Consider the following 26,559-nt stretch of genomic DNA (forward strand, 5'->3'; position numbering starts at 1 on the left):
CCAGATCGACGAATTGCTACCCTGGGCCTATCTCGCTACCCAAAAACGCTGGCGCGTGGCCTGAGAACATCGCTTACCCTGCATCGGCATCCCCGTCGAGCATTCGACGGCCAGAGCCGGAGTAGCGTGGCGCGGCAGGCTTATCCTGGGCGCCGGTCATCACGACAAGCTGCCTAGTTCAGGCAGGACTTTCCTGAATAAGCGCCTTGCCGGCGCCAAAGGTCGCACCAGGACTTCGGATGCAATTGCGTCCCGCGAAGACAGAAGCAAGCGTGCCTTTTGCATCAATACGCTCCGTCGCAATCGATGAATGGTTAAGAGCCTCGAATACAGCAGCTTTACTCCTTCCAAGCCAGTTTTATGAGTCGGCCAGCAGAACCGTCGGGTCACCTCAGAGGGTACGGCTTCCCGGTTATTTCCGCTATTGTTTTTAAAATGCAGTCGCACAGCCGCTCTATGTCACGAACCGCGTGCTCCGCTGTAATGCACACCCGAATCCCCCCTCTTTCTGCCCCTGCCGCAGAAACCAAGGTTACTGAGGTTGAGAAGCCGTTATCGAACAAGCCTGTTGCGGTTTCGACAGCACTGGCTTCGGATCCAATCGCAATGATTCTGATAGGAAGTGAATTGCCTTGCTGGGCGGTTGCGATACGGTTGTCAAACAGCTCAATCCGCTCGGCCAGAAGTCCCTGCCGTTGCATGAGTTCAGCCGATCCATGGATCTTGCACGAACCCAGTGCTGCGCCTATTGCTGCCTGATTGGGGGCAGCCGAAAACGCATAGGGACTGGAGTATTCTCGGACTATCGCCTCGTTCTCAGCGGTTCCGAGCATCAACATTCCCCCACTGGCGCCAAATCCCTTGCCCAGCGACGCTGATATGATGGTTCGCTCACCAAGCCATTGCGGAAAACTGGAGCGAGCAAATCCTGTTCCCGCGGATCCGAAGATTGATAGTCCGAGAGCGTCGTCCATATAGAGAAAAAGCCCGAAACGCTCCTGGAGCTGATGCAACTCCTTCATCGGCGCGTTCCCCCCCATGGGGTAAACACCATTACAAACATATGCGACCAGCGAATGGTCGCCGCACAAGCGCTCGAGATGGTCCATGTCGTTGTGCGCGATCGTTTCTACTCGAGTTACGTCAGCTATCAGCGGCCTTTGCTGAAGAAGTGAGATGTGCGCAAAGCCGTCGAATACGACAACGGGTTTCCTTCCTTTTGTCAGAAGCCCTGACGCAAGAATCGGTAACGAACCGACATTCGCGAGCATACCGCTAGAAAACGCGAGCACATGCGAGCAGAACAACCCGGACAACGTTTCCTCGAGCTCACCCAGAAGATCAAAGCCAACTTGCGTCCGGTTACGAGACCAAGGCCATGAGCGGCGAGCCTCAGTGGCTTGGATCGCTGCAGAAACTATTAGCGGATGATTATGAAGCCCCAAGTAAGAGCAACTCACGAAGTCAATTAGGTGCGGGCGGCTGCCAGGCAGATCATTGCCAGCCCGAGTTATGGCTTGCGGGGTGGTCGACCGAGCAAGGAAGCCCATAGGACTAGCCCTACCGTGTACAAAACGCGGCAAGCGGCCACTGAATCCAGATGTGGTTCTCCGAAAGTGCCCATTCGGGTAACACTCTTCAGTCGTGATGTACTGTTCCATTGGCCCTCTTCTCAACGTCGGTCTGTCGGCGCGCTCCAGTCGGATTGTCCGCGCTTTGATCCCGCACATCTCACGAGTTCAAAAAGGTTTGACGATGCGCCCCAGCAACAATTTTCCCCGATTTGCCGATAGGTACCTGTCTGCAAGTGCCGCGCTAGCACTCTGCCCTCCCGGCAATGCAGCCCTTCGGAAAGTCCGTTGCGGTCCGAAGTGCATTGAACAACTCCATACATTGTCGAGCCCTCATCCTCCACAGCTACACGAGCTCCCGCAGTTTTGAGCAATGTGGAGGGCAAGAGCTCTGTGTTGGGAAGACTGTCCAAATGAACTGATCAGTGACCGGTGAACCCAGGATTTCAACAAGACACATGATACGCACATTGCGAAGAGCTGTGTCGGGCCGACGGGCTTCGATTTGGCGAGGCAGTAGCGATTGGTAAGCGGCACCGTTTTGCACGGAAGTTAGCAGCGAACCGAAGCGCTCGATGGCTCCGGGCAGAACCAAATTAGTACGTTGACGCCTATTTGCGCCGAGCGGACCCATCGCACGTGCATGTTTCGCTCGAACGATCGGACCCTGTCGGGGTATGTTACGCGCTCGCATTGGTTACGAGCTCGATGTTCGAGAGTTGACCGTCGCCTCCCAGTACTTGGAAAATGATTGCCTGCTTCTTACGGCCCCGTATGCGCCCTCAAGCTTGTCGATTTTGCGTAGCGCCTTTGGACGTGCTCTTGCGTCAAGGTCAAGTTGGTAGAGCTCTTTCATCGGAAGCCTGTATTTTAGGAGGACAAGTCTGGCGAACAAACTCTCACGACTGGGCATCGTGCAAGGTATCAATTGAGAAATATCTCCTAAATGAGCGATGCGGCACTACCGACTCTGGTGGGGGGTATTCGCTCTCGGAGGAGGCGGTCGCGCCCATTGGGCGCGTACCAATTTGCCTGTCATCACCGTCGGATCGCAAGCACCGCGACGGGCGCCGGTGGACGGAAACCTTTGTTGCAGTTTCTTCTAAGCTAGTCGAACGGTAATCACTGTCGAGTTGTTCCATTTGCTTGGCATCAGACATGAGCTTTCAATACGAGCTTCTCGCGGACTTCATCCGGAGTCATCACACCCACTCCAATACTTTCGAGAATTTGTACTGACTGCTGGACGAGCTCGGCGTTTGTCGCAAGCCTTCCGCGCGAAAGATAGAGGTTGTCCTCCAATCCAACTCGCACGTTTCCACCGGCCAGTGCAGCCATTGCGACATACGGAAGCTGCATCCGTCCGATCGAAAAGGCCGAGTAGACCACCCCCGGCGGGATCTGGTTCACCATCGCCATCAGCGTGACCGGATCGGCTGGCGCACCGTAGCGGATTCCCATGCACAACTGGATTAAGGGCTTGGCAAGCAGACCCTCCTGGATCAGGTCGCGGACCACCCACAAATGGCCGGTGTCGAACACCTCGAGTTCAGGACGCACATCTAGTTCCTGTAACCGCGCGGCCATTTTGCGCAGTGTCGGATAAGTGTTGATCATAACATACTCTCCGGCGCCGAAGTTCATGGAGCCGCAGTCCAACGTGCAGATTTCAGGCCGCAACTCTTCCACGTGCACGAGCCGCTCAAGGGCCGGCGCCATATCAGTCGAGTATGGATCGGGCGGAAGCGGAGCATCAGGCCCACCAAGCACAAGATCGCCCCCTAAGCCGGTCGTCAGGTTGATCACCGGATTCACATCAGATTTCCGGATTCGCCGCACGACTTCGCGGTAAAGCGCCGGATCACGCGAGCCCCGCCCTGTTTCCGGATCACGGACGTGTATGTGCACCACCGCCGCCCCCGATCTCGCTGCCTCGATTGCGGAGCCCGCGATCTGCTCGGGAGTCACCGGCACATGGCGACTACGCTCCACATTCGAACTACTGCCTGTGACCGCGCAGGTAATGAACACCTCGGAGATCATCTGATCGCTCCCTCAATCCTTAACTATTCGAAGCTGCGCCAAACTGAAGCCAGCGCAACCAGCACGCGTACCTGGGCCAGGCTGGGAAGGTACTTCAGGAATCTGGCAGCCTCACCACTGCGGTCTTCATCCAGCAAACAGCGTGCCGCTCATGCGCTCCTAAGCCCGTCTACCTTACGAGCGAAACGATGTGCGTCTCCCAGACGGTCCTTAGACTAGTGTCGGAGTCCCGACACTGGCGTAATCAAAAGGACAGATTGGTCTGAAGTAACGCGGATTAGTTTGATGCGCGAGCTTGTGCCGCTACACAGTGGACCTTGGCGGGAACGGCCGGCCATGGCGGCATAAACTAAACCAAAGGGCCGGCGGCTAACCCGGTGCGGTTCAGGTACACACATCGGAATGAATGTTCACGGCAAAAAATTAGGCGCGTCTATCGCGCGCTCAAAGAATCGTGATCACTGTGTCCAAGCAAAGATGTTGCCCACGAAGAGAATGACGAGGCGGTGTTTATCTCTGCGGGCGCTGGCGGCGGGTCTGCTGCCGTTCAAGAATGCCCGGCCACCGCTTCAATGCGGGGCAGCTCCGGTCTCAACACCTGGTTCGCAAGTATCGTGCTGAGTTCCTCGCCAGACTAGGTAGGTTTGCACAAACTGTTACTCCTGTATCACTAATGAGCAGCTCGCTGTTTTCCCGTTAGCGGGTAGCTCATAACTACAGCAATGAGGCGCGGCCATGATAGGCGCAATTGATCCGCTGCATCCTAGGGGGCGAGTGATGAAGTTCCTCGAAGGGGCGCGCGTCGTCACCGAGGATGAACTGCAAAGCAAAAACATCTCGCGGCATCATATCACAAGAGCCTACCGTGAGCAGATTACGAAGAGCGCATATTACGACCAACTTAAACGTATTGTTGAACCCTCTATCGAGGAGTTTGTGAGTCCCGGCAGTCTGGATACAAGCGGCGAGCACGACAACACAGTCGTGCCCGGACTCCAGCATAAATACGCGCAGACTGGGTTGTTGCTGGTGACAGACCGTTGCGCTTCATATTGCCGCTACTGCTTTCGCAAGCGCATTCTCGGCAAGAATTCCGATGAAATCGCACCTGATTTTGCTCAGGTTGCGCAATACATTAACAGCCATCCCGAGATGACGAACGTGTTGCTATCGGGAGGTGATCCGTTCGTACTCAGCACCGCAAAACTTGACAATATCCTGAACTATCTGCTGCCCATCCCACACTTGGATACGATTCGATTTGGCACAAAAATGATTGCCTATGAGCCCAAGCGATTTGAGGATTTGGCCCTAGCGGCTTTGTTCCAGCGAATATGTCAAGCAGGCAAGACAGTAACAATAGTCACACATTTCGATCACATCGGGGAGATTTCCGACGATGTGGAGCACAGAATTTCTTCTTTGCGCGCGCGGGGCGTGCAATTCCTCAACCAGTCCGTGCTCCTCGCGAACGTCAACGATGATCCGGAGATCTTGGCGGCTACCTTCACGAAGTGTCACCAGATCGGAGTGCGCCCCTATTATCTTTTTCAGGCTAGGCCAGTGAAGGGTGCATCGCACTTTCAGGTTCCATTGCGCCGCGGACTCGAGATTGTGCGCGGTATCAATCAGCGTCTCAGCGGTGTCCACAAGACCTTCAAATACATTATGTCCCATTACACAGGAAAGATCGAGATCCTCGACTTGGGAGACGACGATCGCATGTACATGCGTTATCATCAAAGTAAGGCTGTAGACAACATTGGCAAGATTTTTTCCCGACCACACGTCGAGGCGGCCTGCTGGTTGGACGATTTGGCTGAATGATCAGCTCGAAAGGTGCGCGGATTCCGATTTATTCCGGCCGGGTATTCCGATTTGAAGCCGGCCGGGGTTTTGGAAATCGGCGTTTTTGTTTGGGTCAGTCCCTCAGGCATCAAGATACGGCAGATGCTTCGGCTTGCCCGTGATGGGGTGAGCGCCAGTGAGATCGGGCGCACGCTCGGCGTGGCGCGCAGCGCCATCCAGGACAATCTCAAGCGTGCCTCGACTGCCGGGCTGGCGTGGCTTTGGCGGGCCATCTGACCGACGCCGTTCTTGAACAACGCCTGTTCGCCCACGCCGGCGTCAGGCGCGGCTTCCGCCGGCGCCGGGAGCCGGATTGGGCGTCGCTGGCCTGTGAGCTGAAGCGGCCTAGCGTCAATCTGATGGTCCTGTGGGAGGAATACCGGGGGGCCACCCGGAAGGATATGGCTACAGCCGGTTCTGCGATTTATTTTGGGAATTCGAGCGGCGGCTGTCTCCGACGACGCCGCAGGACCATCCGGTCGGCGCAAGGACGTTCGCGCCCCCACCCGGACCATCGAGCTGCTCCATCGGGGCTTGCGTGTTGCGGCTCATTAGCGCCGTTATGGCGGCCGCCGGCACGGCACTGACCCCGATCACATGCCAGTGCACATCGGCATTACGCCGAGTGGACTCCCGATCGATTCCGGCGTTGGGCGCGGTCGATCGGACCCAACACTGAGGGGCTCGTCCTCGCGATCCTCGCCAATGGACCTCATCTCGAACGGGGATTCCGGACCTGCCTGGGCGTGATTCGGCTATTCAAGGATATTGATCCCGACGCGCCGAGCTGATCGCCGCCCGCGCTGTTGCGGTCCGCGCGCTGACGTACAAGAGCATCGCCTCCAGCATCGCCTCCATCATCGCCAACAAGCTCGAACGCAGTTCTCGCGATACCGAGAACGCGATCAGCGAACATCCCAATCTACGCGGCGCCGGTTACTTCAGAAAGGATTACCCAGCATGCTCACCCATCCCACGCTCGACTGCTGCATAGCCTCGGTCTCCACAGTATGGCCAAAAGGCTTCAAGGACCTCGATGCCCGATCCGAAGCGCTGCCCACCATCGTGTGCCGCGTCTCTTCGCCGCCCTCGCACTCGGCCACGTCGACGGTCGTTACACTAAGATGCTGCGGGCGATCGCACGACTTGATCTGCTGATCCTGGACGACTGAGGACCAGAACCTCTCGACGCCGAGCAGCGCCGTGATTTGCTCGCAACCGTCGAGCGCGCCGACGCTATCCTCGATTTCCTCATCCACAATGCCTACCGAATCGAACTCAAGGGAGAGAGCCTCAGAAGCAGAAGCAAACCGCTCAAGATCAACCGGTCTCTTGACCTTCCCAGCCATCGACGACATCATGAATTTGACCCATGCGAACGACGCCGTGGGTCGCCGGCTTCAGATCGGAATACTCGGCCGGCTTCGAATTGGTATGCATGGCCGGCTTTGTCGGAAATCGGCAGCTATCCCGTCTACTTCGCTCCCGTGGTCGCATCTCGCCAGCCAAAGCCGGGTGAATCACAAATCAAGTTTGCAAGAATCCCGATCCAAAAGCCCACTATCCGGCAACCCCGGTCAGGGCAAAGCGCCCTTTTCAGATTCCAAGTCAACAGCTTGGGAGTTTCTTCACGGACGACTGAACCGTTACCGAACGGGTTGCCGCGATCATACCGCGCGTGCCGAGAATGGCGATGCAGGTAACCGTCTTCCCGTCGCCGCGGAAGCTGGTCGTAGCCGATTGCCCTGCTGGCAGCGGCCATGTGTTCTCGCTGCGTTGGTCCGATCTCAAGCTTTCTTCAATGAAGAGGAGAGGATTGCTGGTCGAGCCGGCCCTGCCCCTCGCGCCCGGCGTCGCGGCGCTTTAAGACCCTGCTCTGCTACGTGCGCGGTATTTCTTTGCGCTTCGCCTTGCTAAGAAAACAGCCGGATCGGTTTCGCCCGGAATGGCCTGCAAGACACAGCCTAGCGATTCGCCCGCGATCGCGATCTTTGCCGGCACGACTTCCGTTTCCTCGAGGACAACCGCGACAGCTATCCGGTACGACTGATGTGTGCCGTGCTCGTGGTCTCGCCTGCGGGCTATTATGACTTTTGGCGCGAGCCCGGAGAGCGCCCACAGTACGCCTCACGTGAGTATCGCATGGCCTTTGGCAGCTGCCGACCTGACCGCATGAGCCGCAAGGCCGAGTGGTACGACAATGCTCCGATGGAGAGCTTCTTCCACACTCTTGAGACCGAGCTCGTTCATCATAGTCAGTACAAACCCGTGCCGACGCCCAGCTTGTTATCTTCGCCTTTATCAAGGGCTTGTACAATCGAACCAGACGCTGTTCCGCCATCGGATACATCTCCCCGCTCGAAATGGAGCGAAAAGCCGCTTAACACATCCACTTTTTCGGGGGAATATCAGCATCAACCCGATTTTGCGCTCTCCGCCCCACACTCTCGGCTGTGCATCCCTTGCCCCCTGCCGCGCCTTCGCCAACGCCTTATGGTCGCCGCGCATGCTCAACTTTCTCTCCAGCGTGAGGGCCAGAACCGCCGCCCCTAATACAGGCAAGCACTCCTTCGAGGTCTATTGACAGCTGTTTCGCCATTCTCGCTCGCGTTTAATCCCATCGCCGAACTGAAGATTGGCGTAACGATTCATTCAGATGGACTAACGCCCAGCAGCGGAGCCGGGCCGGCGCTGGCGAGCAATTGCGCAATTTGATATTGGCGTAAAGGAGACTTGCTGTTGACCAGCTGCAAGAAGGCTGGGTGACGTCGAGTTCCGGCCTCACGATCACAGCCCCCAAAGCTGCTCGGCGGTCAGGTAGTTGCCAACCAGATCAGCATAATGGGCGCGCCATTTACAGTTGGCTGATCGCCCATCCGTGAACCGAAAAGTTGACGCCTCGTACTCGATATTGATGGGTCCTGGCAGTGTGATGTGACAAGCTGCCGCACGATATTGCACATCCGCGCGTGTTTGATCGACTATTCAAACGCGGGGCAAAGCTTAGCGTAGCCGAACCAGCCGCCCGAGGAGACCTGGACAGCTACTTTTGGCAAGCGCGATTGCAAGCGACGCAAACTGCACAATCGGAAGGCGGCGACGCGGGGCCGGCAAACGCGAGAGTCTGGCTTGATAGGCCACAAGCGTGAGCGCCTGCTCAGTCCAGCTGATTGGCTGGTTTGATAATTCATAGACGGCGGATAGCTGTTACCCTGCCCGCATCTGTGCGCCGAACTCTGTGGCCTGCCGCTCGAACAGCGCCCGATAAATGCCCCCCGGCCGCGCGATTAGTGCAGCGTGCGTCCCCTGCTCAACAATGTCGCCACGATCGAACACCAAGATGCGATCGAGGCTCCGAACGGTCGACAGCCGGTGCGCAACAACGATCGACGTACGTCCGTTCATCAGCCGCTCGATCGCCTGTTGGATCAGCGCTTCCGTTTCTGAATCGAGGTTCGAGGTCGCCTCGTCTAGGATCAGAATCGCTGCATCTGCGAGAAATGCACGCGCCAACGCGATCCGCTGCCGCTCCCCACCGGACAGCATTACGCCGCGCTCACCCACAAACGTGCCGTACCCCTTCGGCAGCCGCAGGATGAAGTCATGCGCATTGGCAAGACGCGCTGCCTGCTCGATAGCTGCCATGTTGACCCCCGGCCGGCTATAAGCGATGTTCTCCGCCAACGACCGGTGAAATAAGATCGGCTCCTGCTGCACGATGGCAATTTGGCTGCGCAGTGATTGCTGCGTCACCCTCGCGATATTTTGGCCGTCGATTAGAATACGACCGCCAGAGAGATCGTACAGCCGCTGCATCAGCTTTATGAAGGTCGTTTTGCCTGAGCCAGAGCGACCGACCAGAGCTACCCGTTCACCGGGGCGAATATCGACTGACAGTCCGTTATAGAGTGGAGCGCGATCATCGCCATACTGGAAGCTTACATCTTCGAACGTAATCCTTCCAGCCCGAATGTCGATCCGCTTGGCGTCCGGTGCGTCCACGACGTCGATTGATTCGCTATGGATGGCAACAAGGTCTTCCATGTCATTCACCGACCGCTGCAGATTGTTGATGTGCATACCGAGATCACGCAAATAGGCGTGAAGAAGATAGTAGCTCGTCAGCGCATACGCGACGTCGCCCGGCGATGCGCGCCCCTCTATCCAAAGTAGGATAGCCCCCCCGATCACCGAAGCCCGAAAGCACAAGAGCATCAAGAGCTGCACCGCGGTCGTTGCGTTGTAACGCAGCCAACTGCGCCGCATGCGCGCCCGCCAGCGGTTGATCACAGCATTGAGCCGAGCATCTTCTCGTGTTTCCGCGCCAGAGCATTTCACCACGGCGTTGCAAGTGAGTGCGTCCGCCAACGTGCCAGCAATCCTGGTGTCCCATGCGTTGGAGACACGCGCGGCCGGCGCGATGTAACCCACCGTGAATACTTTGGTGGTGGCGACATAGATCAGCGCGCCACCCGCGACCACGCCGCCGAGGGCGGGCCAGTGCAGACCGAGAAGCACCATCGACCCCAGGAGGACGAGGAGGGATGGAAATAGTGCCACCAGGATCGTGTAGTTGAGCAGGTCGAGCGCCCACATGCCGCGCGTTATCTGGCGCACGGTCGAGCCCGCGAAGGAATTGGCATGCCGATGGGTCGAGAACCGCTGTACCCGCATGAACGCGTTGCGCACGACGTCCGACATGGTTGTCAGCGTGAATGGCACGATCGCTTGCAACGCCGCAAGTCGTAGAACGATTGACAGCAGGCCAAGCGCGAGGATCCCGCAGAAGGCGAGTAGTGCCGCATTTCGCGCGGCCGGGTCGAACGGACCTGATGCTAGCGCATTGACCAGGTGGCCGGAATAGAGCGGCATTAAAAGATCGGCGACTGCTGCGCCAAACAAGCCGATGAGGATGATGGTGGCGCGAACAGGCTGCTTCACCCAATGCTGCAACAGAAACGGGATCACCACGAGCATCGCGACGGTTCGTTTGTCATTTTGAATAATCATTGCGCAGCCCGGCTGCGCTCAAACCGCAAGCCCTCTCGATCCGAATTGACGTTCGAAAATACAAGAGGCGAATGCACCCCGGGGCGAACATCACTTGCTTTCTCAGTTGCGAGACTCAGCCTCAATTCCGATCGACGCATCCAAATACTCGACAAGAAGCGTGGGCGGAACTCAGCCATTCGCGAATAATAAACACCGCGCAACTCTCGCCACCTCGGGAGTAAAGTCGCTGCTGGTTGAAGCATCATGCGCGATGTTGAAAAAGCGGGCGCATCGGCGCATTGATCTGAATGCGGATCCCCGGGGGACGCCGCCGCGCCGGCGGAACTGTTTGCCACCAATCTGGCCATCTTGCAGATCACACAGCGGTCACGCCATAGAATAATGTCCCGCTTTGGACTGCTGAACACTGCGCTGCCATAGCGACCGCCGACGTGCATCCTGACACGCGCAGAACTGGCGCAAGTGCTTGGAAGGCGCGCAAGTGCTCCTGCGAAAAGATAGAACTCCAAATCGCATCCTGGCCAAACAGTTTCGTTATCTTTGAAGGCAGGCCGACAGTTCGGAAGTCGCATAGTTACGCTCGTCCATTCCAGTGACATGTATTTACCCGCAGCATACGTGGCGACCGGTCGAAATGGCCTGATGCTGAATGGCTTGTCGCTGTGTGTGGTTTTCAATCTGGCTCTGGACCCTGCATGATTTGGGCCAGGCGAGCGACGAGCGCCCCCTTTATTTTTTTCTGCTAACTGTCGTGCTCACGACAGCTAGACGAGTTCAACACACGCGGCACGTCGGCTTTCTAACAAACTTGCGGGGCGCGCCTCCACCAATGTCGAAGGCTGGTCTGGTACACCAGTAAGCGTAGTAACACCTGCGCCAATCTCGAAAACCAGGCCAGCCACTACCGCACGAAAATTGCCAGTGCAAAATGGCAGCGTTCAGAGAGCGATTTTCAGTCCGCAGTTGCAACAAAACGCTGGAACTCTCAACGGCTTTGGCGGCGCTCCCGGAGCGGCTTGAACTGCGACTTTGCTGGCCCGCGGCATTCTGGTGGCGACGGCATTGGCCGTCGCAGGGCCGAGCTGAGCTCGCACATCTACTTGAGCTGCGCGTGTAGCGAGACCTGATCGAGTTCGCCTTCCCACCAGGACACAAATACCATGAACTTGTCGATCTAGACTACGATGGCAATGCCAGGGACGAGTTCAGGACTGACCACAGTCAAGGTCGCGGCCAGGGTGACGAAGCCCGCGCCGGTGACACCGCTTGCGCCCTTCGAGGTGAGCATCGCCACAACGAGTATCGTGAGCTGCTGGCTGAAGTTGAGATCGACCCCGAGCGCTTGCGCGATGAACAAGGTCGCCAACGTCATGTAAATGTTGGTCCCATCCAAATTGAAAGAGTATCCTGTCGGCACCACTAGGCCCACGACCGGCTTGGAACAGCCCAGCCGTTCCAGTTTTTCCATCAACTGCGGCAGCGCGCTTTCGGACGGCGATGTTCCGAGCACGATCAGCAGCTCATCCTTGATGTAGACGATGAACTTTAGAATAGAAAAACCTACCAAGCGCGCGATCAGGCCCAGCACAATGATCACAAAGAGCCCGGCTGTCACATAAAACAGGGCGACCAATCCGAGGAGTTTACCGAGCGCGGACGGTCCGAATTCGCCGATAGTGTAGGCCATGGCGCCGAACGCCCCGATTGGGGCTGCCTTCATTACGATCCTAATGACTCCAAACACCGCTTGCGCAGCATCGTCGACCAGACCGCGCATCCGCTCACCCACCTCCCCAAGCCCCATCAGCGAGAACCCGAATAGGATGGCAAACAGTAGCACCTGGAGCACGTCACCTCGGGCCAAAGCGCCAACTACACTATCCGGAATGATATTGAGGAGGAAATCGACCGTCTTCTGCGCTTCCGCCGTCTTGACGTAGTTGGCTACGGCCGCGGCATCCCCCTTGGGAGCGAGCCCATGACCGACCTGAGCGAGATTGCCCATCAAAAGACCCAGGATGAGCGCGAAGGTTGATACGATCTCGAAGTAAAGTAGCGCTTTGACGCCGACTCGGCCGACCTTTCGTGCATCCTGAACATGCGAAATTCCGGAGACAACAGTGCAGAAGATGATCGGCGCGATCACCATCTTGATCAGCTTGATGAACCCATCACCAAGCGCTTTGACCCAGCTACTCGTCCCCACAGCGGGCCATAGCCAGCCAACGAGAATGCCAATCAGGATCGCTATGAGCACCTGGACGTAAAGCACTTTGTACCAGGGCCCAGATTTCCGGGACAGGGCGGCCGGTTTGACAGAGCGGCGCTGGCGCTGATTGTACATCATGCTCGACCTGGCGCCGTGCTCGCAAAGAGGGCGCTCAATGAAGGTACGGCTTCGCTCAGTGTTCCTTCACTGGGGGGCGCAGGGGAATCTGACGGCTCCGAACAGCACAGTCCAGAGCCACGGACTGGCGCCTCTCCCGAATCGGCTTGCCGTCCAAGCGGAACGAAGTTCTGAACCGCTTCCGACAGCAGCGATAGAACGTTGAGAAAGCTTCCTTGAGAGCTGGAAAGCATCAGCGTCACCACCCATTTCTATCTTGTTGGTTGTTCGAAGATGCCATTCCGCATCTCCTAGGACGCCAATCTTAGCAGCCGGCGACCACTCTTCACTTGAGCAGGCACTCTCGCCCCCCATCGCGTGGGAGCGATCAACCTTGAGGAAACACTCGCCATAAGAACTCATGGTGGTGCGGCCTCGCCTGCGTTCACCGGCTCGCGCCTCCTGTCCTCACTTCATGTGAATGCCCCGACATTCCCAAGAGGCTTCGATTTGATCGCAAAACCACGAGGCCGCAAAGACATGCCAAGCAGCATTGCTCACGCTGCCTCCCTGGGCGATCTCGGTTCCGGTTTTTCGAGAGCCGTGTTTTGCGGGGCTGAACAGCACTCCTCGTAAGAGAGCTTCTCACTCCTGTAGCTCGCCAAAGCCTGGAGAGAGCGCTGCACGACGTCCCGTTTCGCTAGATCCGAGGCAGGCGCTGCATCCAGCCACTTCAGCGCCACCTCGACCAATTCGATCGCGCGGTCCCTCTTACCGGTCTCGTAATAGTACTGAGCGACCGCCCCGTACGACAGGAACTTCGCGCCGTCGCTGCCTCGGGGCGGATTCGCAGCGTAACGCAAGGCCTTCGCCGTGTTGCTCTTCTGTGCAAGGTGATCAAGCTTGGCCTCAAACCACTGCTTCAAGGCTGCAGCCGGAGGTCGGGCATGCGCCTGCCAGCACGGCGCTCGGCATCCGATCGGCCGCGCAGCGCTTTCTCGACCGCGTAAAGCTGGGCGATGCGCTCAAGAGCCTCGCGGGCAACCGGAGCTGCCGCCGGAGCGGCCTCGCGCTCGATCTTCACAAACTGGCGCCTCAGATGCGACCAGCAGGAAGGGTGCGGAGGGCTTGGCGAAGTGGACGCGGGGGGTGTTGAAGAACCGCGACAGCGCTGATTCACTCCATGTGAAGGTGAGTCGCGAGGATCGGCGGCGATGCTGGGATGCAAGGAACACGGGCAGCTCGAACTGTTCATCACCGGCTCGCTACCCAGCTTGTCCCCGACGATCACATCCTCGGCCAAGGTCGATCGGGTGCTGGATCTCTCCTGGCTTCGGGGCGAAGTGGCGGGCCTCTACTGCAACGACAACGGCCGCGCCGGGGATTGATCCGGAGGCTGCGCTTTCGGCTGGGTTTCTCCTGGGCGTCGTTCACGATCGGCGCCTCTTGCGGGAGGCCCAGGTCAACATCGCGATCCGGTGGTTCATCGGCTACGACCTTCACGAGGTTCTGCCTGACCATTCTTCCCTAAACCGCATACGCCAGCGTTGGGGCGCTGATCGTTTCCGCCGCATCTTCGAACGAACCGTTCAAGCCTGCCTCGTGGCGAAGATCGCCACTGAGATCGTGCACGTCGACGCCTCCCTGATCCGCGCCAATGTCTCCTGGGAGAGTCTGGCGGTGAGGCACGTCGCGGCCGTGGAAGCGACGAACGCTCCCGAGTTCGACGACACCGCGAAGAGCGCCCGCCAAACAGGTAAATTCAAGAAGGTCTGCACCACCGATCCCGAGGCTACGATGGCGACGAACGGCCGTAATCGCCGGCTCGAGCCGGCTTATAAGCAGCACGCCGCGGTGGACGACAGGCGCGGCGTCATGCTCGATGTGGAGGTCACCACCGGGAGTTGAACGAGGGCCAGCACATCGTCGAGCAGGTGGACCGGACGGCTGAGAGGACCGGCAGAGCGGTGACCACGGTCATCGCCGACGCGGGCTACGCCTACGGCAAGGTCTATGGCGTCATGGAAGAGCGGAACATCCATGCCGTGATCCCTGCCAAGGCCGAGCCGATCCGCTCGCCGGTCCCACTCCGTCGCTTCCGGTACGACACCCAGAACGACATCCTGAAGTGCCCCAGAGGCAAGGTCCTGCGGCCGCAGCGTTCGACCAAGCACGGCCGCTTCTTCTACTCGAAAGCCAAGGACTGCAGCCGTTGCTCGATGGCGAACCTATGCCTCTCTGCCCGTCGGAGGAACAAGGCTGTCGTGGTGAGCGACCATCATCCTGCGCTTCTGCGAGCGCGTCGCCGACGGGAGAACTGGTCAGCCGAGGACAGGCAACTCTACCGGCGACATCTCTGAAGGATACCACGGCGAGGCAAAGACTTGGCATGGACTCGCGCGCGCAATCCGACGCGGTCTTCAGAACATGCGGATCCGGGCGTTCCTGACCGCCCCGGCCGTCAACCTGAAGAGGCTGGCGTTCGCTCTTTTGCGCTTTCTCCAGATTGTCGCCGCCTCTTTCGTATTGCCCGACGATCATCGCCATCTCGCCGCCGCCTGATCCGCGGCCGCTATCGGCGTTTGGCTCAAAGTGGTTCTTCAAAGGCCCCACGCGGCAACGCTGCCAGCTGGCATTGAGCACCTTGGCCACGGTGGCCCTGATGCCTTCGTGGGCGTCGGACACGACCAGCTTGACGCCGCGCAGGCCGCGGCGGGCGAGCTTGCGCAGGAACGCCGTCCAGAACGTCTCGGCCTCGGAAAGGCCGATGTCCATGCCGAGGACCTCGCGTCGGCCGTCGCTATTGACGCCGACCGCGCCAATCACCGCGACTGAGAGATGCGGCCATTCTGGCGCACCTTCACGTAGGTGGCGTCGATCCACAGATACGGCCAGTCGCCCTCGATCGGACGGGCGAGGAAGGCCTTCACCTTGTCATCGATCTCGCCGCACAGCCGGCTGACCTGGCTCTTGGAGATGCCGGTCATGCCCATGGCCTGGACGAGGTCGTCCACCGAGCGGGTCGAGACGCCCTGCACATAGGCTTCCTGAACCACGGCGGTGAGCGCCTTCTCGGCCATGCGTCGCTGCTCCAGGAAGCCCGGGAAGTAGGAGCCCTTGCGCAGCTTGGGAATGCGCAGCTCAACCGCGCCGGCGCGGGTCTCCCAGATCCGGTCGCGGTAGCCGTTGCGCTGGGCCAGGCGTCGGGGCTCTTCTCGCCGTAGGCCGCCCCGGTCTGGCCTTCCACTTCCAGCTCCATCAGGCGCTGGGCGGCAAAGCCGATCATCTCGCGCAGCAGATCGGCGTCTGGGGTCTTCTCTACGAGCGTGCGCAGGTTCATCATGTCATCGGTCATCGGTGGTTCCTCGGTTGCGTTGGCGTGTCGCAACCCGGTCCTACCGGAGAACTGCCGGTGACCACCGCAAAGCCGCCCGCCCGCTACGGCGCTATTTGGGGGTGAGCGTCCGGGCGGCTTTGCTCTACCGAGCTACACCACCACCGGGGACACGACCTGCTGCAGAACGCCTATCGGCGCTGCGAACCTCTGCGAGGGCGCGATGAAGCTCTGCGGCCGTCGTGATCGTTTTCATTGCGCTTTACATCAGGTTGGATTGGAGAGTGCCCAGTTCGCGACGTCGCGCGAGCCCTTCAGGAACCAGATAGGATTCTTGCGATGTCGGGAATTCACCGTTGCGGACATCGGCTGCCCAACGCGACAGGGCCTCCTGCAACAACTGGAAACCATTCGCATAGCCGCGAACAGCAACGACGTTCCGTCTCCCAGCACATCGTGAAAGATGAGCACTTGGCCTGAGCACGGCGCAAGCGAGGGGGTTTGCTGTATATGAACTTGAATGAAAGAATGTCCGTTTAATAGTGTGCGTTGGAAATATCCCCCGGCGCGATATCACCGGGTGCGCAAGCGTCCCTCCCGTGAGGTCTTGGAACAGCAGGCGACATCCGGGTGACATTGGCCTGCTCGCAGGCGAATAATGTTCCAGTGCGGCCCCAGGGCCGCGCAGCTCAATCGGCCGATATCTCGACTTCTATAACAGCAGGCGTCCCAATCGAGGCTTGACGGCACCACGCCGCATCAAGCCTACTTCACCCCGCTGCCACTCCGCATGGCAGCCTAACCCCGGCAGAGGCTCCAGCTATCGACGCGTAAACTCTGTTCCGACAACCGGGACCAGCTCTGTCTGCCGAACCGATCAAAGATGCCGCCGAGGGCGCCGCTCGACGCGCAGGCATCACCCGCCGGCTGGCATCGACGGGCGGGGCCTCATCGAGAAGCGGGGCTTCCTACTTGTGGGGGATTACAGAAGGCGTACATCGCTGGCATAGCGGCTGGTCTACAAGACGCACGCCACCGCGAGCCTTCTGGAAGTCGAAACTGTGTTGCTTCTCAACCATAGTGACCTTGCCCCCAGGTTTTATCCAGTCCTGAGTTCGCCCGTGCTTGGTGAAGTGCTCCCCAAAACTAGGCCAGCTGATGCTGGAATTTTCCGGGGTTTAGCTCATGCCGGCGGGGGCGCCGATGAGCCATTCAACAGCGATATCGGCGCCTTGTTGCCGATCGCGCTATGGGGCCGGACTTCGTTGTAGTCTCTACGCCAATCCTCCATTTTCTGCCGGGCGTCGCCAAGGCTCAGGAACCAGTGCATGTTCAGGCATTCGGTTCTGAACTTGCCGTTGAAGGATTCGATGAAGCTATTGTCCGTCGGCTTGCCGGGACGTGAGAAGTCGAGCACAACGCCTCTTTGATAAGCCCAGATGTCGAGATCGCGGGAGATGAACTCCGATCCCTGATCCACACGAATGCTCTTCGGGTAACCGACGGTTTTGCAGATGCGCTCCAGAGTCAGCACAACGTCCTCGCCTCGATAGCTGAACCGCGGATCGACCGCCGGCGAGAAGCGGCTGAAGATGTCGACAATCGTCAGTACGCGGAGTTTGCGGCCGGTGGCCAGCTGGTCGTGAACGAACTCCATGGCCCAGGTCTCGTTGATCTGTTTGGCATCGGTTCGATCTTCTCGCAGCTTGGCCTTGACGCGGCGCTTGGGCGTTTTGTTGCGTAATTGCAGGCTCAATTCCCGGTACAGGCGATAGACCCGTTTGACGTTAACGGCCCAGCCCTCCCGTTGCAGCAGCACATGAATGCGCCGATAGCCGTATCTCACCCGCGTCGCGCAGATGTCCTTGATCCGGTGTTTGAGAGCGGCCTGGTCGCCGCGCTTCGACTTGTAGACGTAAAGAGCGCGATCAACCCGAAGCGTGGAGCAGGCCCGCCTGACTGACACCTTCCAGTCACTTCGCACCTTGTCGACAAGCTCGCGCTTGCGGCCAGGCCTCAGAGCTTTTTTGAGAGCACATCCTGAAGCATGGCCTTGTCCAACGACAGGTCGGCGACAATCCGCTTCAGCTTCCCGTTCTCTTCCTCAAGCTGACGCAGCCGCTTCATCTCCGAGGGCATCAAGCCTGCATACTTCTTCCGCCAGTTGTAGAAGGTTGCCTCGCTGATCCCGGCCTTGCGGCAGACCTCGGCCACCGCCGAGCCGTCTTCAGCCTGCTTCAGCACGAATGCAATCTGCGCCTCTGAAAACTTCGATGCCTTCATGGAATTATCCTCTCCCCCTCAGGGGATCATAAGTGGAAAATTCCAGTTCAAACTGGCCTAATTTGGCGGGGGCACGTCATTGGATTTGCCCGGTTGGGCGGTGGCAGCGACGGGAGCTGGCGCGGAGCCTTCGGCATAGCGCAGCGCCAGATCCCGGCGCGGGTGGCAGATCATCGCGAACTCGGACGGGGTTCTCCATCCGAGCTGCGAGTGTGTTCTTGTGTCGTTGTAATCGGCTCGCCAACATCCAAGTATGACGCGGGCTTGTGCCAGTGACGTGAACAACGTCTCGTTCAACAGCTCATCCCGCAGCCGGCCGTTGAAGCTCTCGATGAAGGCGTTCTGCATGGGTTTGCCCGGCGCGATGTAGTGCCATTCGACACGGCTTTGGTCGGCCCACACCAGGATGGCGTTGCTTGTGAGTTCGCTGCCGTTATCGCTGACCACCATCCTGGGCTTGCCGCGCTCGATCATCAGCCGGTCCAGTTCCCGCGCCACGCGAATGCCGGAGAGCGAGGTGTCGGCCACCAGCGCCAGGCACTCGCGGGTACAATCATCGGCGACGGTCAGGATCCGGAAGCGGCGGCCGCAGGTCAGTTGGTCCGACACAAAGTCGAGCGACCACCGGTCGTTCGGTGTCATCGGAACCAGCATCGGCGCCCTGGTCCCGATCGCCCGCTTGCGGCCACCACGGCGGCGCACCGATAGCTTCTCTTCCCGATAGAGCCGGAAGAGCTTTTTATGGTTGATCAGAGCCCTCCCGCCTGAGCAGAACATGCAGCCGCCGAAGCCGAAGCGGCGGCGCTCCTGAGCGATCGCCCTCATGCGTTCGCGAAGGCTGGTATCGTCAGCCTGCGTCGTCTGGTATCTCATGGTCATGCGGCAGCAGCCGATGGCTTTACACGCCCGCCGTTCGCTCATCCCATGGGCATCCACCAGATGAGCGACAGCTTTCCGCTTCCCCGCGGGCGTCACCACTAATGGGATGACCCGCCCCGTCCTCTCAGTCAGACTGAGTTGGCTTTTGAAAGGAGGAAGCAATGAGGACACGGAACAAGCCCAGGCCGGCAACGGTGTTTGGGATCGACATTGGCAAGAACCTTTTCCACGTCGTTGGGCTCGACGCCGCCGGAATGCCGATCCAGAAGGCGACCTTTCGGCGCGATACGCTCTTGCAGTTCTTCGAACGTGCAGGACCGGCTTTGGTGGGGATGGAGGCCTGCTCCGGCTCGCAATGGTTGGCCCGCAAGATCGCCGCCATGGGGCACACCGTTCGCATTATCCCAGCTCAATTCGTGAAGCCATATGTGAAGTCCAACAAAAATGACATCATCGATGCCGCGGCGATCGCCGAAGCCGTGACGAGACCAACGATGCGCTTCGTCGAGCTAAGGTCGCCTGAGCACATTGACCTGCAAGCGCTGCATCGTGTTCGCGATCGGATGATGCCGCAACGGACGTGCCTCATCAATCAGATGCGCGCTTTTTGCCTGGAATATGGGATCGCTATTCACCAGGGCGCCGGCAAGTTCAAGGCTGATCTGCCGAGGGTTTTGGCCGATCAGTCGAATGATCTAACCTCGGCGATGCGTCGCATTCTTGCATCTACATTTGACGAGCTGCGGCAGCTGGAGCTGCGGATTGCCGAGGTCAACCGCGAGATTGAGGCAATTGCCTCTCAAAGCGATACCGCACGTCGATTGATGACCATCCCGGGCATTGGTCCGCTGGCCGCGACGGCGCTTTTGGCAGCAGCTGGATCTGCCCGCCAGTTCAAAAAGGCCCGCGATATGGCAGCTCGGCTAGGTCTTGTCCCGAGAGAATATTCTACGGGAGGCAAAACGAAGCTGCTGGGGATAAGCAAGCGCGGCAATCGATATCTGCGCCGGATGATCATCCATGGCGCCCGTTCCTGCGTGACTCATCTTGATCGCTCGCGATACCGCCTTGGCGCGTGGCTAGATGGACTTCAGGCACGCATGCACACTAACAAGGTCACCGTCGCCTTGGCGGCCAAGATTGCGCGGATCGCATGGGTGGTGATGACCAAGCCCGGCGCAAGCTATGAACGGCGGGATCCGGCCTTTAGCTGATCCCGTTTGTTCCAGACTGCGAGGTTCGTGAAGGTGATGACGAAACAGTCGATCGGCGCGCCGTAAACCCTGTGCAAAAAAGCGGGCTTCGAGCCCGAACCATTTATCTGGGAACGGCACCCGCGGATCTCATCATGGCCTGTCCGCAACAGCGGCCCACTTGCAAGAGGCCGGATACATTTGTGCAGACTGCATCGTCCTCATTAAACGACCTTGCACGGGCGGGGCGGGTCATACATTCTTTCCCACGAGATCCTTCAGCGCCGCATTGTCCAACATGGCGTCTGCCAGAAGCCGCTTCAGCTTCGTGTTCTCGTCTTCCAGCGACCGCAGTCGCTTGGCCTCCGATAGGTCCATCCCGCCGAACCTGGCCTTCCATTTGTAGATGCTGGCATCGCTGACACCATGCTTCCGGCAGAGATCGGCGACCGGAACCCCCGCTTCGTGCTCCTTCAAAATCCCGATGATCTGTTCTTCCGTAAACCGCTTGCGCTTCATGCTCTGGTCCTCGGCTGGGCCAGAACGAACTTCAAACTGGATTAAGCTCAAGGGGCAAGGTCAATAGCATTGGGCACCGCGCGATGTCTCGGATGCTAATTTGCTAAGTTGTGAAGCCGCGCGCGCAGTGGTGATGCAGAGGTACACGGCCGAACACCGAGGGTGCAAGTGACCCTCGTCTTTTCGAGCAGCTCGTAGGTGAGTCTCCAGCGATAGTAGCCGCGAAAAATCATGGAAAATCGAGCCGCTCGTGATCGGCGGCAATTCGGCCGACCGCAGCCGCAGGGAGGCAGGCTGACAAAGAGCGGCTGCGCAGGTCTCCAGCGGTTGATACTTGGTTGAGCGCTGCTGCACTATTTCTGCCCTAATCAAGGCTGGACGCACATTTTCGGCATAAAAGGGTTGGCTTGCTGCCTCGCCGCCCGAAGGCCCATGCCACCGATCAACGTCCCCTAGCGTCAGGCCGCGCTGCGAGAAAACGTCATTCACGTCCAGGATCTTGGAAAGACTCGTGATGCCTGACGAGTCCGATCTGTACCGTTGTCTTGGGTGGCCAGCGCCTCCTCGGCCCTGGCCTGGGGGCAGCCGGGTCATCGCTCATCGCGGAACTGGAGCAGCGGCACCTCAGTCCTGCCGCACAAGCTCAGCTGAGGTGCTGATCGGGAGACCTCTCTGGCCGCGATCAATTGAGGCCATGACTACAAATGCACCGCGGAAGGAAAGAACACAACCGGTGGCATTTCGTCGATAGCGACGTTGAGCGCTTGACTTACGATGCGGAATGATTGCAAGGGCGCGTAAAACTATGCGCTTGCAGAGAAGCTCATTCTTTAGCGAAGCTCGCGCACGATTTCTGCTGTAAGTGCGCATTCTTCGAAGGATTCGATACACGAAACCTAGGTACTGTCTGTGAAATGATCGATCTAATACACATTCGAGCTAGAAACGCTGAGCCCTGTGGGGTGGCGTTCGCTGAGGCTGCCGGATTTAGCGACTTCGACGAGAGTAGGTGTTGTGGTCGTATCGGGGACTATCAGGGCGGGCCGATCGCCTTAACTCCATGGTCGGCGAACTGGACTGCATCTCAGCCCTTCTGCAACTGCAGAGCCGTGTTTCAGCGAGCGCGCGGTGTCGCACCCGTGGTTGTTGCTGCTACACCATGGGCGACGAAGCTGAACGGTCTCACCATGGTGGGAGACCTTTGGAGGGTGTGTGTGCAGCTCCGTGATAAGCCCGATGCGATGGGCGTCTCTCGAATGAGGACAATCCTGTACGGAATGCATTTAGACTGGAGAGAAGCTAATGTCTGATGATAGTGGCAAGAAACATGATGATCAGTCCTATACCCGTGGATGGTCGCTTCAGGGCCGGGTCGCCCTGGTGACCGGAGCTACAGGTGGGCTAGGCAAGGCGATCGTAGCCGAACTGCGCGAACGCGGAGCAGAGGTGTATGGCGTGGACGTGGTCGGGGACGACACATTCCACGCAGATCTCTCCACTGCGGACGGCAATCGTGATATGGTGTCCTACGTTATTGGGAAGGCGGGACGTCTCGACATCCTTGTGCTCAATGCTGGAAGCCAGTTCTCGGCACCACTCGATCAATTTCCAGACGCAGAATGGAACCGCCTTCGAGCTGTAATGCTGGACGGCCCCTTCTTCGCCTTGAAGGCTGCTTGGCCAGCTCTGACGAAATCCCCTAGTGGTCGCGTTGTGGTCACAGCTTCGCCTTTGAGCCACGGAGGCGCATCCAACAAAGCGGCCTACACTGCCGCCAAGCATGGAGTTCTCGGCCTGCTTCGCGTTGCTGCGTTGGAAGGCGCCAAGCACGGGCTTACCGTAAATGGTGTAGCGCCGGGGTGGATGGATACTGCCATGATGCAGGGGCAATTGCAGGAGCAGGCGGCAAAGCGAGGCATAAGCACCGAGGAGGTCGTCGCGCTCTTTCGTGCCGAACAACCAGGCAATCGTCTTATCGATGTGCGCGAGGTCGCAGCAACGATTGGCTTTCTCGTGAGCCCCCTGGCGTCCGCAGTTAACGGAGCTTGCATACCCGTCGATCTCGGTGCGAGTGCGCGCTAGCACGCCCTTTGGTTTGTGCGATCAGCCGCGTTTTCTGATCGCGCTCGGCTTCGGAGATGTGGACCGTATGAGATACGATTCACGCCGGACGGCCCATCCATGGTTCTATTCGAGCAGGATCGCTCCGATGAGGCAAACGATGGCGTCCTGATTGGGGAAGATGCCGACCACCTCGGTGCGCGGCTTGATCTCGCCGTCAAGGCGCCCGATCGGCTTGGTGGGGTGCAGCTTGGTCCGATGCTGCGGCGGGAAGGTGATGTAGGCGAGCACGTCGGCCGCGCCTCGTCGAGAAAGCCAGCAAGCTTGGGCAGCTTGGGGCGAGGCTGGTCGGCGAGCCACCGCCACTGTGTTCGCGCGGCCTCGGCATGGTCCTGGGCGATCCCATTCGTACTTCAGCGGATTGGGGAGAGCCGGCGCATGGGTTCGTCGAAGCCGATCTTGTTGCCATTAGCGATCCTTCGGCGCGCGGCAGTTTCGTCCACACGCTCGTTCTCACGGACATCACGACCGGCTGGACGGAATGCGCACCACTTCTGGCGCGTGAGCAGAAGCGTTGAGCACGGTTCTGACTGAACTTCGTAAACAGACGGCGCCTGCCCATGTCCTCCTGATTCGCAATCGGCCGGTGGCCAGAGAAGTAGCGATGTGACGCATAGATGGCGAGCGTATACCTGATCAATTTCGATGGGGACTAGCGGTCCGAGTTCGAGGACAACGTGCTGGGCACCGCCGGGCTCGATGAGCATCCTGAACGTCTGTCGGCCAGCGCTACCAAAGCGTTCTATCTGTTGAACAGATGCCCCCCGCTCGGCATCATCTGCCTAGAGGGGGGTCAGCAGTATCGATACGCGAACTCGCCGGCGCGGAATCACACGGGCGGAAATGCAGCTAGTTTGATCTGATCGACGACCTGCAAGGCGGAGTCAACGCTGTGCGATCCTCGCTGCAGCGCGTCCCGAATGTCTCTTCCGCTCAGCAAAATTAGCAGGTGTTCCGATCATACTGAATTACTTTGGCGAGTTCAGTCATTGTAGGAAGAGCGTCCTTCAGCGCGGTTGCATAGCGTTCGACACCCTCTTCGATTTCACCACGCGAAATTGAGAGTGGCGGCGAAAACGAGTTGACCGCGATAAAGGGCAAGGATCGTGTCACTACGCCTCTTTGCATGGCGTGCTTTGCTGCCACACGGTGAGGGTCTGAACCTTGTGCGAACGGCCGTCGCGTTACCCTATCGGCAACGAATTCGACCCCAATCATAAGTCCCATGCCCCTGACGTCACCAACGAACGGGTGTTCAGCAAGGTGCTCTTGCAGAAGTTTCAGCATGTACGGCCCGTCGCTATCGCATTTCTCCACCAATCCTTCTCGCTCAATGATGTCGATGTTCGCCATCGCCACGGCGCTGCCGACCGGATGGCCGGAATAGGTGAAGCCGTGCATGAACGCGCCCGTCCTTGGCGATGCGTCTTCCAGGACCTTCCAGATCCGCTCCGAAACTGCTGTGGCTGAGACTGGAAAATAAGCGCTCGTAATTCCCTTTGCCATGTTCACGATGTCAGGCTTGAGACCAAATGTGCCAGTCCCGAACCAGGCGCCCGTACGACCGAAGCCAGTGATGACCTCGTCAACAATGAGCAGGATGTCGTGCTGGTTCAGCAGCTCTTGGACTTTTGCGTAATAGTCCGTCGAAGGGATCAACACGCCACCGGTCCCCATCACGGGCTCGGCAATGAAGGCCGCGATGGTCTCTGGTCCCTCCCGCTCGATCATGGCCGAAAGGTCGGCGATGATGCGCTCGTAGAACTGCAGTTCGCTCTCCCCGTCGTGAGCGAAACGGTAATAGTGCGGGCACGACGTATGTAGAACGCCCTCGATTGGCATGTCAAAGGCTGTATGATACGCGGGAATGCCAGTGAGGCTACCGCTTGCGAACGAGACACCATGATAGGCGCCAAGGCGCGAGATAATCTTCTTCTTCTTGGGCCTGCCCCGCAGGTTGTTGTAATATCGCACAAGCTTAAACGCCGTATCATTAGCGTCCGATCCAGATGAGCCGAACGCAATGCGCGCCAGGTGCGGCGCCCCTGCCGTTTCGCGGAGCAGTGATAGCACGCGATCGGCCAGCCTTATTGTTGGCTCGTTTGAAGCCGTGCCAAACATGTGAGAGTAGCTAAGCTCTTGCATCGCCTTTGACGCAGCGGCGGCGATCTCGCGACGCCCGTACCCAACATTGACGCACCAAAGTCCTGCGCCAAAATCGATCAAATCCATGCCTCGCCGGTCAGTCAGCCGAGCGCCCTGGCCGTGGGTGTAAATAATTGGCCCGTTCGTCTGCTGGTCGTAGATAGACGTCGCTGGATGAAACACGCTAAGCTTATCCATCTCTTCGAGAGAGAAATTCGCTTGTTCTTGAGTCATTCTTGGTTGCCTCTAGGAATGATTGTACCGAACGGAAGCGCTATCAGTGCCCGCTTTCGTTTGACGGAGCTCATGGGCTCGGCGCCTGCCGTGCGGCTAGCATCTTCAACAGGCGGCCGTCGCGCTCGGCCTCCAGTTCCGCGATGGACCGTCCATTCGCCTCCGCGAGAACGCCTTCGACAAGCCGTGCGCACAGATCAGCCGTAAGCCGTGGTGTGCCAAGTGCTGCCCAGCGCTCCTCCTGGCTCGGTCCGAGATGCCGGAGGTAGTGCTCTATACCGCCAGGGCCTCCGCCGAGGTGATAGGCCATATGCGCACCGGTAACCGACCAGCGTAGACCTGGGCCATGTACAAGCGCCGCGTCGACCGCGCCAACATCGGCGATGTTCTCGGCGACGATATTAACAGCCTCCCGCCAGAGCGCGGAAGCCAGCCGGTTGGCGATGTGCCCGACGGCGTCGCGCGAAAGCACGACCGGCTTACGACCGAGGCCCGCAAAGAATGAGACAGCGCTTTCGCGCACGTCTGCATCGGCAGCATAGATCTCCACCAGCGGCATGAGGTGCGGCGGATTGAATGGGTGCGCGGTAATGAACCGAGCGCTGCGGTTTAAGGCGGGCGAGAGCTGACTCCAAGTCAGGGACGAGGTACTGCTTGCAATAATTGCATCTGAGCGTGAAGCATCTTCGATGCGCGAATACAGCGCTGTTTTCATCGAAACCACTTCCGGGGCGTTTTCCTGAATCCAGAATGCGCCGGAAACCGCGGCTTCGGGCGTCTTTGCAATGCTGAAGGATCCGGCGGCCGAGCGAAGCTCCACAGGAGCGCAAATCTGCTCGCGTTTGCGAGCAATCACGTCCAGGACTGCTGAATGGGATTGTGGCGTAGGGTCCCAGGCCACAACATCATAGCCATAGGCTGTAAAAAGCGCCGCCCAACTCTGGCCGATGAGCCCGCAGCCCAACACTGCAACTGTGCCATTGCGCGCTGTCATGATCAGTGGTTCACCTCGCTCTACAGACAATCGGCCACGGCAACGGCAAGACAGTC

The 26,559-nt window shown here is 58.8% G+C and carries 12 protein-coding genes and 9 pseudogenes; 8 read left to right on the top strand and 13 right to left on the bottom strand.

Annotated features, from left to right (window positions below; genetic code table 11):
• Nucleotides 1–386 precede the first annotated feature (386 nt).
• Both AC0L3C_RS33990 and AC0L3C_RS33995 read right to left on the bottom strand, forming a co-directional pair.
• Nucleotides 387–1,730, bottom strand: a complete 1,344-nt coding sequence (locus tag AC0L3C_RS33990) for a PLP-dependent aminotransferase family protein (RefSeq protein ID WP_473410171.1) — start codon at nt 1,728–1,730, stop codon at nt 387–389.
• Nucleotides 1,731–2,723: 993 nt separating this feature from the next.
• The gene (locus AC0L3C_RS33995; protein ID WP_473410172.1) at nt 2,724–3,614 is read right to left on the bottom strand and encodes a beta-keto acid cleavage family enzyme; all 891 of its coding nucleotides are present in this window, start codon (nt 3,612–3,614) and stop codon (nt 2,724–2,726) included.
• Between the two features lie 777 nt (nt 3,615–4,391).
• Between AC0L3C_RS33995 and AC0L3C_RS34000 the strand changes: the two genes are divergently transcribed.
• From AC0L3C_RS34000 to AC0L3C_RS34015, 4 genes and pseudogenes are all read left to right on the top strand, one after another.
• Nucleotides 4,392–5,441, top strand: coding sequence for a KamA family radical SAM protein (locus AC0L3C_RS34000; protein WP_473410173.1), 1,050 nt, complete (start codon nt 4,392–4,394; stop codon nt 5,439–5,441).
• Nucleotides 5,442–5,453: 12 nt separating this feature from the next.
• Nucleotides 5,454–5,699 carry a helix-turn-helix domain-containing protein gene (locus AC0L3C_RS34005; RefSeq protein WP_473410174.1) on the top strand — a complete coding sequence of 82 codons (246 nt, stop codon included), beginning with the start codon at nt 5,454–5,456 and terminating at the stop codon, nt 5,697–5,699.
• A gap of 812 nt (nt 5,700–6,511) precedes the next feature.
• Nucleotides 6,512–6,766, top strand: a pseudogene (locus AC0L3C_RS34010) (ATP-binding protein); the annotation flags it as partial.
• 389 nt (nt 6,767–7,155) lie between these two features.
• Nucleotides 7,156–7,329, top strand: a complete 174-nt coding sequence (locus tag AC0L3C_RS34015) for a hypothetical protein (protein WP_473410175.1) — start codon at nt 7,156–7,158, stop codon at nt 7,327–7,329.
• Nucleotides 7,330–8,669: 1,340 nt separating this feature from the next.
• Here the strand turns inward: AC0L3C_RS34015 and AC0L3C_RS34020 are convergent.
• The 3 genes and pseudogenes from AC0L3C_RS34020 to AC0L3C_RS34030 form a co-directional block, all read right to left on the bottom strand.
• The gene (locus tag AC0L3C_RS34020) at nt 8,670–10,472 is read right to left on the bottom strand and encodes an ABC transporter ATP-binding protein (protein ID WP_473410176.1); all 1,803 of its coding nucleotides are present in this window, start codon (nt 10,470–10,472) and stop codon (nt 8,670–8,672) included.
• 1,099 nt (nt 10,473–11,571) lie between these two features.
• Nucleotides 11,572–12,819 (bottom strand): annotated as a pseudogene (gene dctA, locus AC0L3C_RS34025) (C4-dicarboxylate transporter DctA).
• Nucleotides 12,820–13,358: 539 nt separating this feature from the next.
• A pseudogene (locus AC0L3C_RS34030) lies at nt 13,359–13,912 on the bottom strand (IS66 family transposase); the annotation flags it as partial.
• Nucleotides 13,913–14,015: 103 nt separating this feature from the next.
• Between AC0L3C_RS34030 and AC0L3C_RS34035 the strand changes: the two are divergent.
• Nucleotides 14,016–15,303: pseudogene (locus AC0L3C_RS34035) on the top strand (transposase); the annotation flags it as partial.
• A gap of 63 nt (nt 15,304–15,366) precedes the next feature.
• On the opposite strand, the pseudogene AC0L3C_RS34040 reads toward AC0L3C_RS34035, so the two are convergent.
• The 4 genes and pseudogenes from AC0L3C_RS34040 to AC0L3C_RS34055 form a co-directional block, all read right to left on the bottom strand.
• Nucleotides 15,367–16,156: pseudogene (locus tag AC0L3C_RS34040) on the bottom strand (IS256 family transposase); the annotation flags it as partial.
• 463 nt (nt 16,157–16,619) lie between these two features.
• A pseudogene (locus AC0L3C_RS34045) lies at nt 16,620–16,812 on the bottom strand (aminotransferase class III-fold pyridoxal phosphate-dependent enzyme); the annotation flags it as partial.
• Between the two features lie 506 nt (nt 16,813–17,318).
• A protein-coding gene (locus AC0L3C_RS34050) for an IS3 family transposase (RefSeq protein WP_473410177.1) occupies nt 17,319–18,418 on the bottom strand; the annotation gives its coding sequence in 2 pieces (ribosomal slippage) (nt 17,319–18,166 and nt 18,166–18,418; 1,101 coding nt in all).
• A gap of 57 nt (nt 18,419–18,475) precedes the next feature.
• Nucleotides 18,476–19,468, bottom strand: a complete 993-nt coding sequence (locus tag AC0L3C_RS34055) for an IS3 family transposase (RefSeq protein WP_473410178.1) — start codon at nt 19,466–19,468, stop codon at nt 18,476–18,478.
• Here AC0L3C_RS34055 and AC0L3C_RS34060 point away from each other — a divergent pair.
• On the top strand, nt 19,459–20,511 hold the full coding sequence (locus AC0L3C_RS34060) for an IS110 family RNA-guided transposase (RefSeq protein WP_473410179.1): 1,053 nt from the start codon (nt 19,459–19,461) through the stop codon (nt 20,509–20,511). The two genes, AC0L3C_RS34055 and AC0L3C_RS34060, sit on opposite strands and share 10 nt — an antisense overlap.
• A 234-nt stretch (nt 20,512–20,745) precedes the next feature.
• Here the strand turns inward: AC0L3C_RS34060 and AC0L3C_RS34065 are convergent.
• Nucleotides 20,746–21,009, bottom strand: a pseudogene (locus AC0L3C_RS34065) (transposase); the annotation flags it as partial.
• 1,302 nt (nt 21,010–22,311) lie between these two features.
• Between AC0L3C_RS34065 and AC0L3C_RS34070 the strand changes: the two are divergent.
• The gene (locus tag AC0L3C_RS34070) at nt 22,312–23,091 is read left to right on the top strand and encodes an SDR family oxidoreductase (protein WP_473410180.1); all 780 of its coding nucleotides are present in this window, start codon (nt 22,312–22,314) and stop codon (nt 23,089–23,091) included.
• Nucleotides 23,092–23,199: 108 nt separating this feature from the next.
• On the opposite strand, the pseudogene AC0L3C_RS34075 reads toward AC0L3C_RS34070, so the two are convergent.
• A pseudogene (locus AC0L3C_RS34075) lies at nt 23,200–23,468 on the bottom strand (transposase); the annotation flags it as partial.
• Nucleotides 23,469–23,471: 3 nt separating this feature from the next.
• Between AC0L3C_RS34075 and AC0L3C_RS34080 the strand changes: the two are divergent.
• Nucleotides 23,472–23,677: pseudogene (locus AC0L3C_RS34080) on the top strand (ISNCY family transposase); the annotation flags it as partial.
• Between the two features lie 395 nt (nt 23,678–24,072).
• Here AC0L3C_RS34080 and AC0L3C_RS34085 read toward each other — a convergent pair.
• Both AC0L3C_RS34085 and AC0L3C_RS34090 read right to left on the bottom strand, forming a co-directional pair.
• Nucleotides 24,073–25,509: an aminotransferase family protein gene (locus AC0L3C_RS34085; RefSeq protein ID WP_473410181.1), complete on the bottom strand. Its 1,437-nt coding sequence runs from the start codon at nt 25,507–25,509 to the stop codon at nt 24,073–24,075.
• Between the two features lie 70 nt (nt 25,510–25,579).
• Nucleotides 25,580–26,503, bottom strand: coding sequence for a 3-hydroxyacyl-CoA dehydrogenase NAD-binding domain-containing protein (locus tag AC0L3C_RS34090; protein WP_473410182.1), 924 nt, complete (start codon nt 26,501–26,503; stop codon nt 25,580–25,582).
• Nucleotides 26,504–26,559: the final 56 nt, after the last annotated feature.

Source organism: Bradyrhizobium sp. WSM4872, assembly GCF_055811715.1.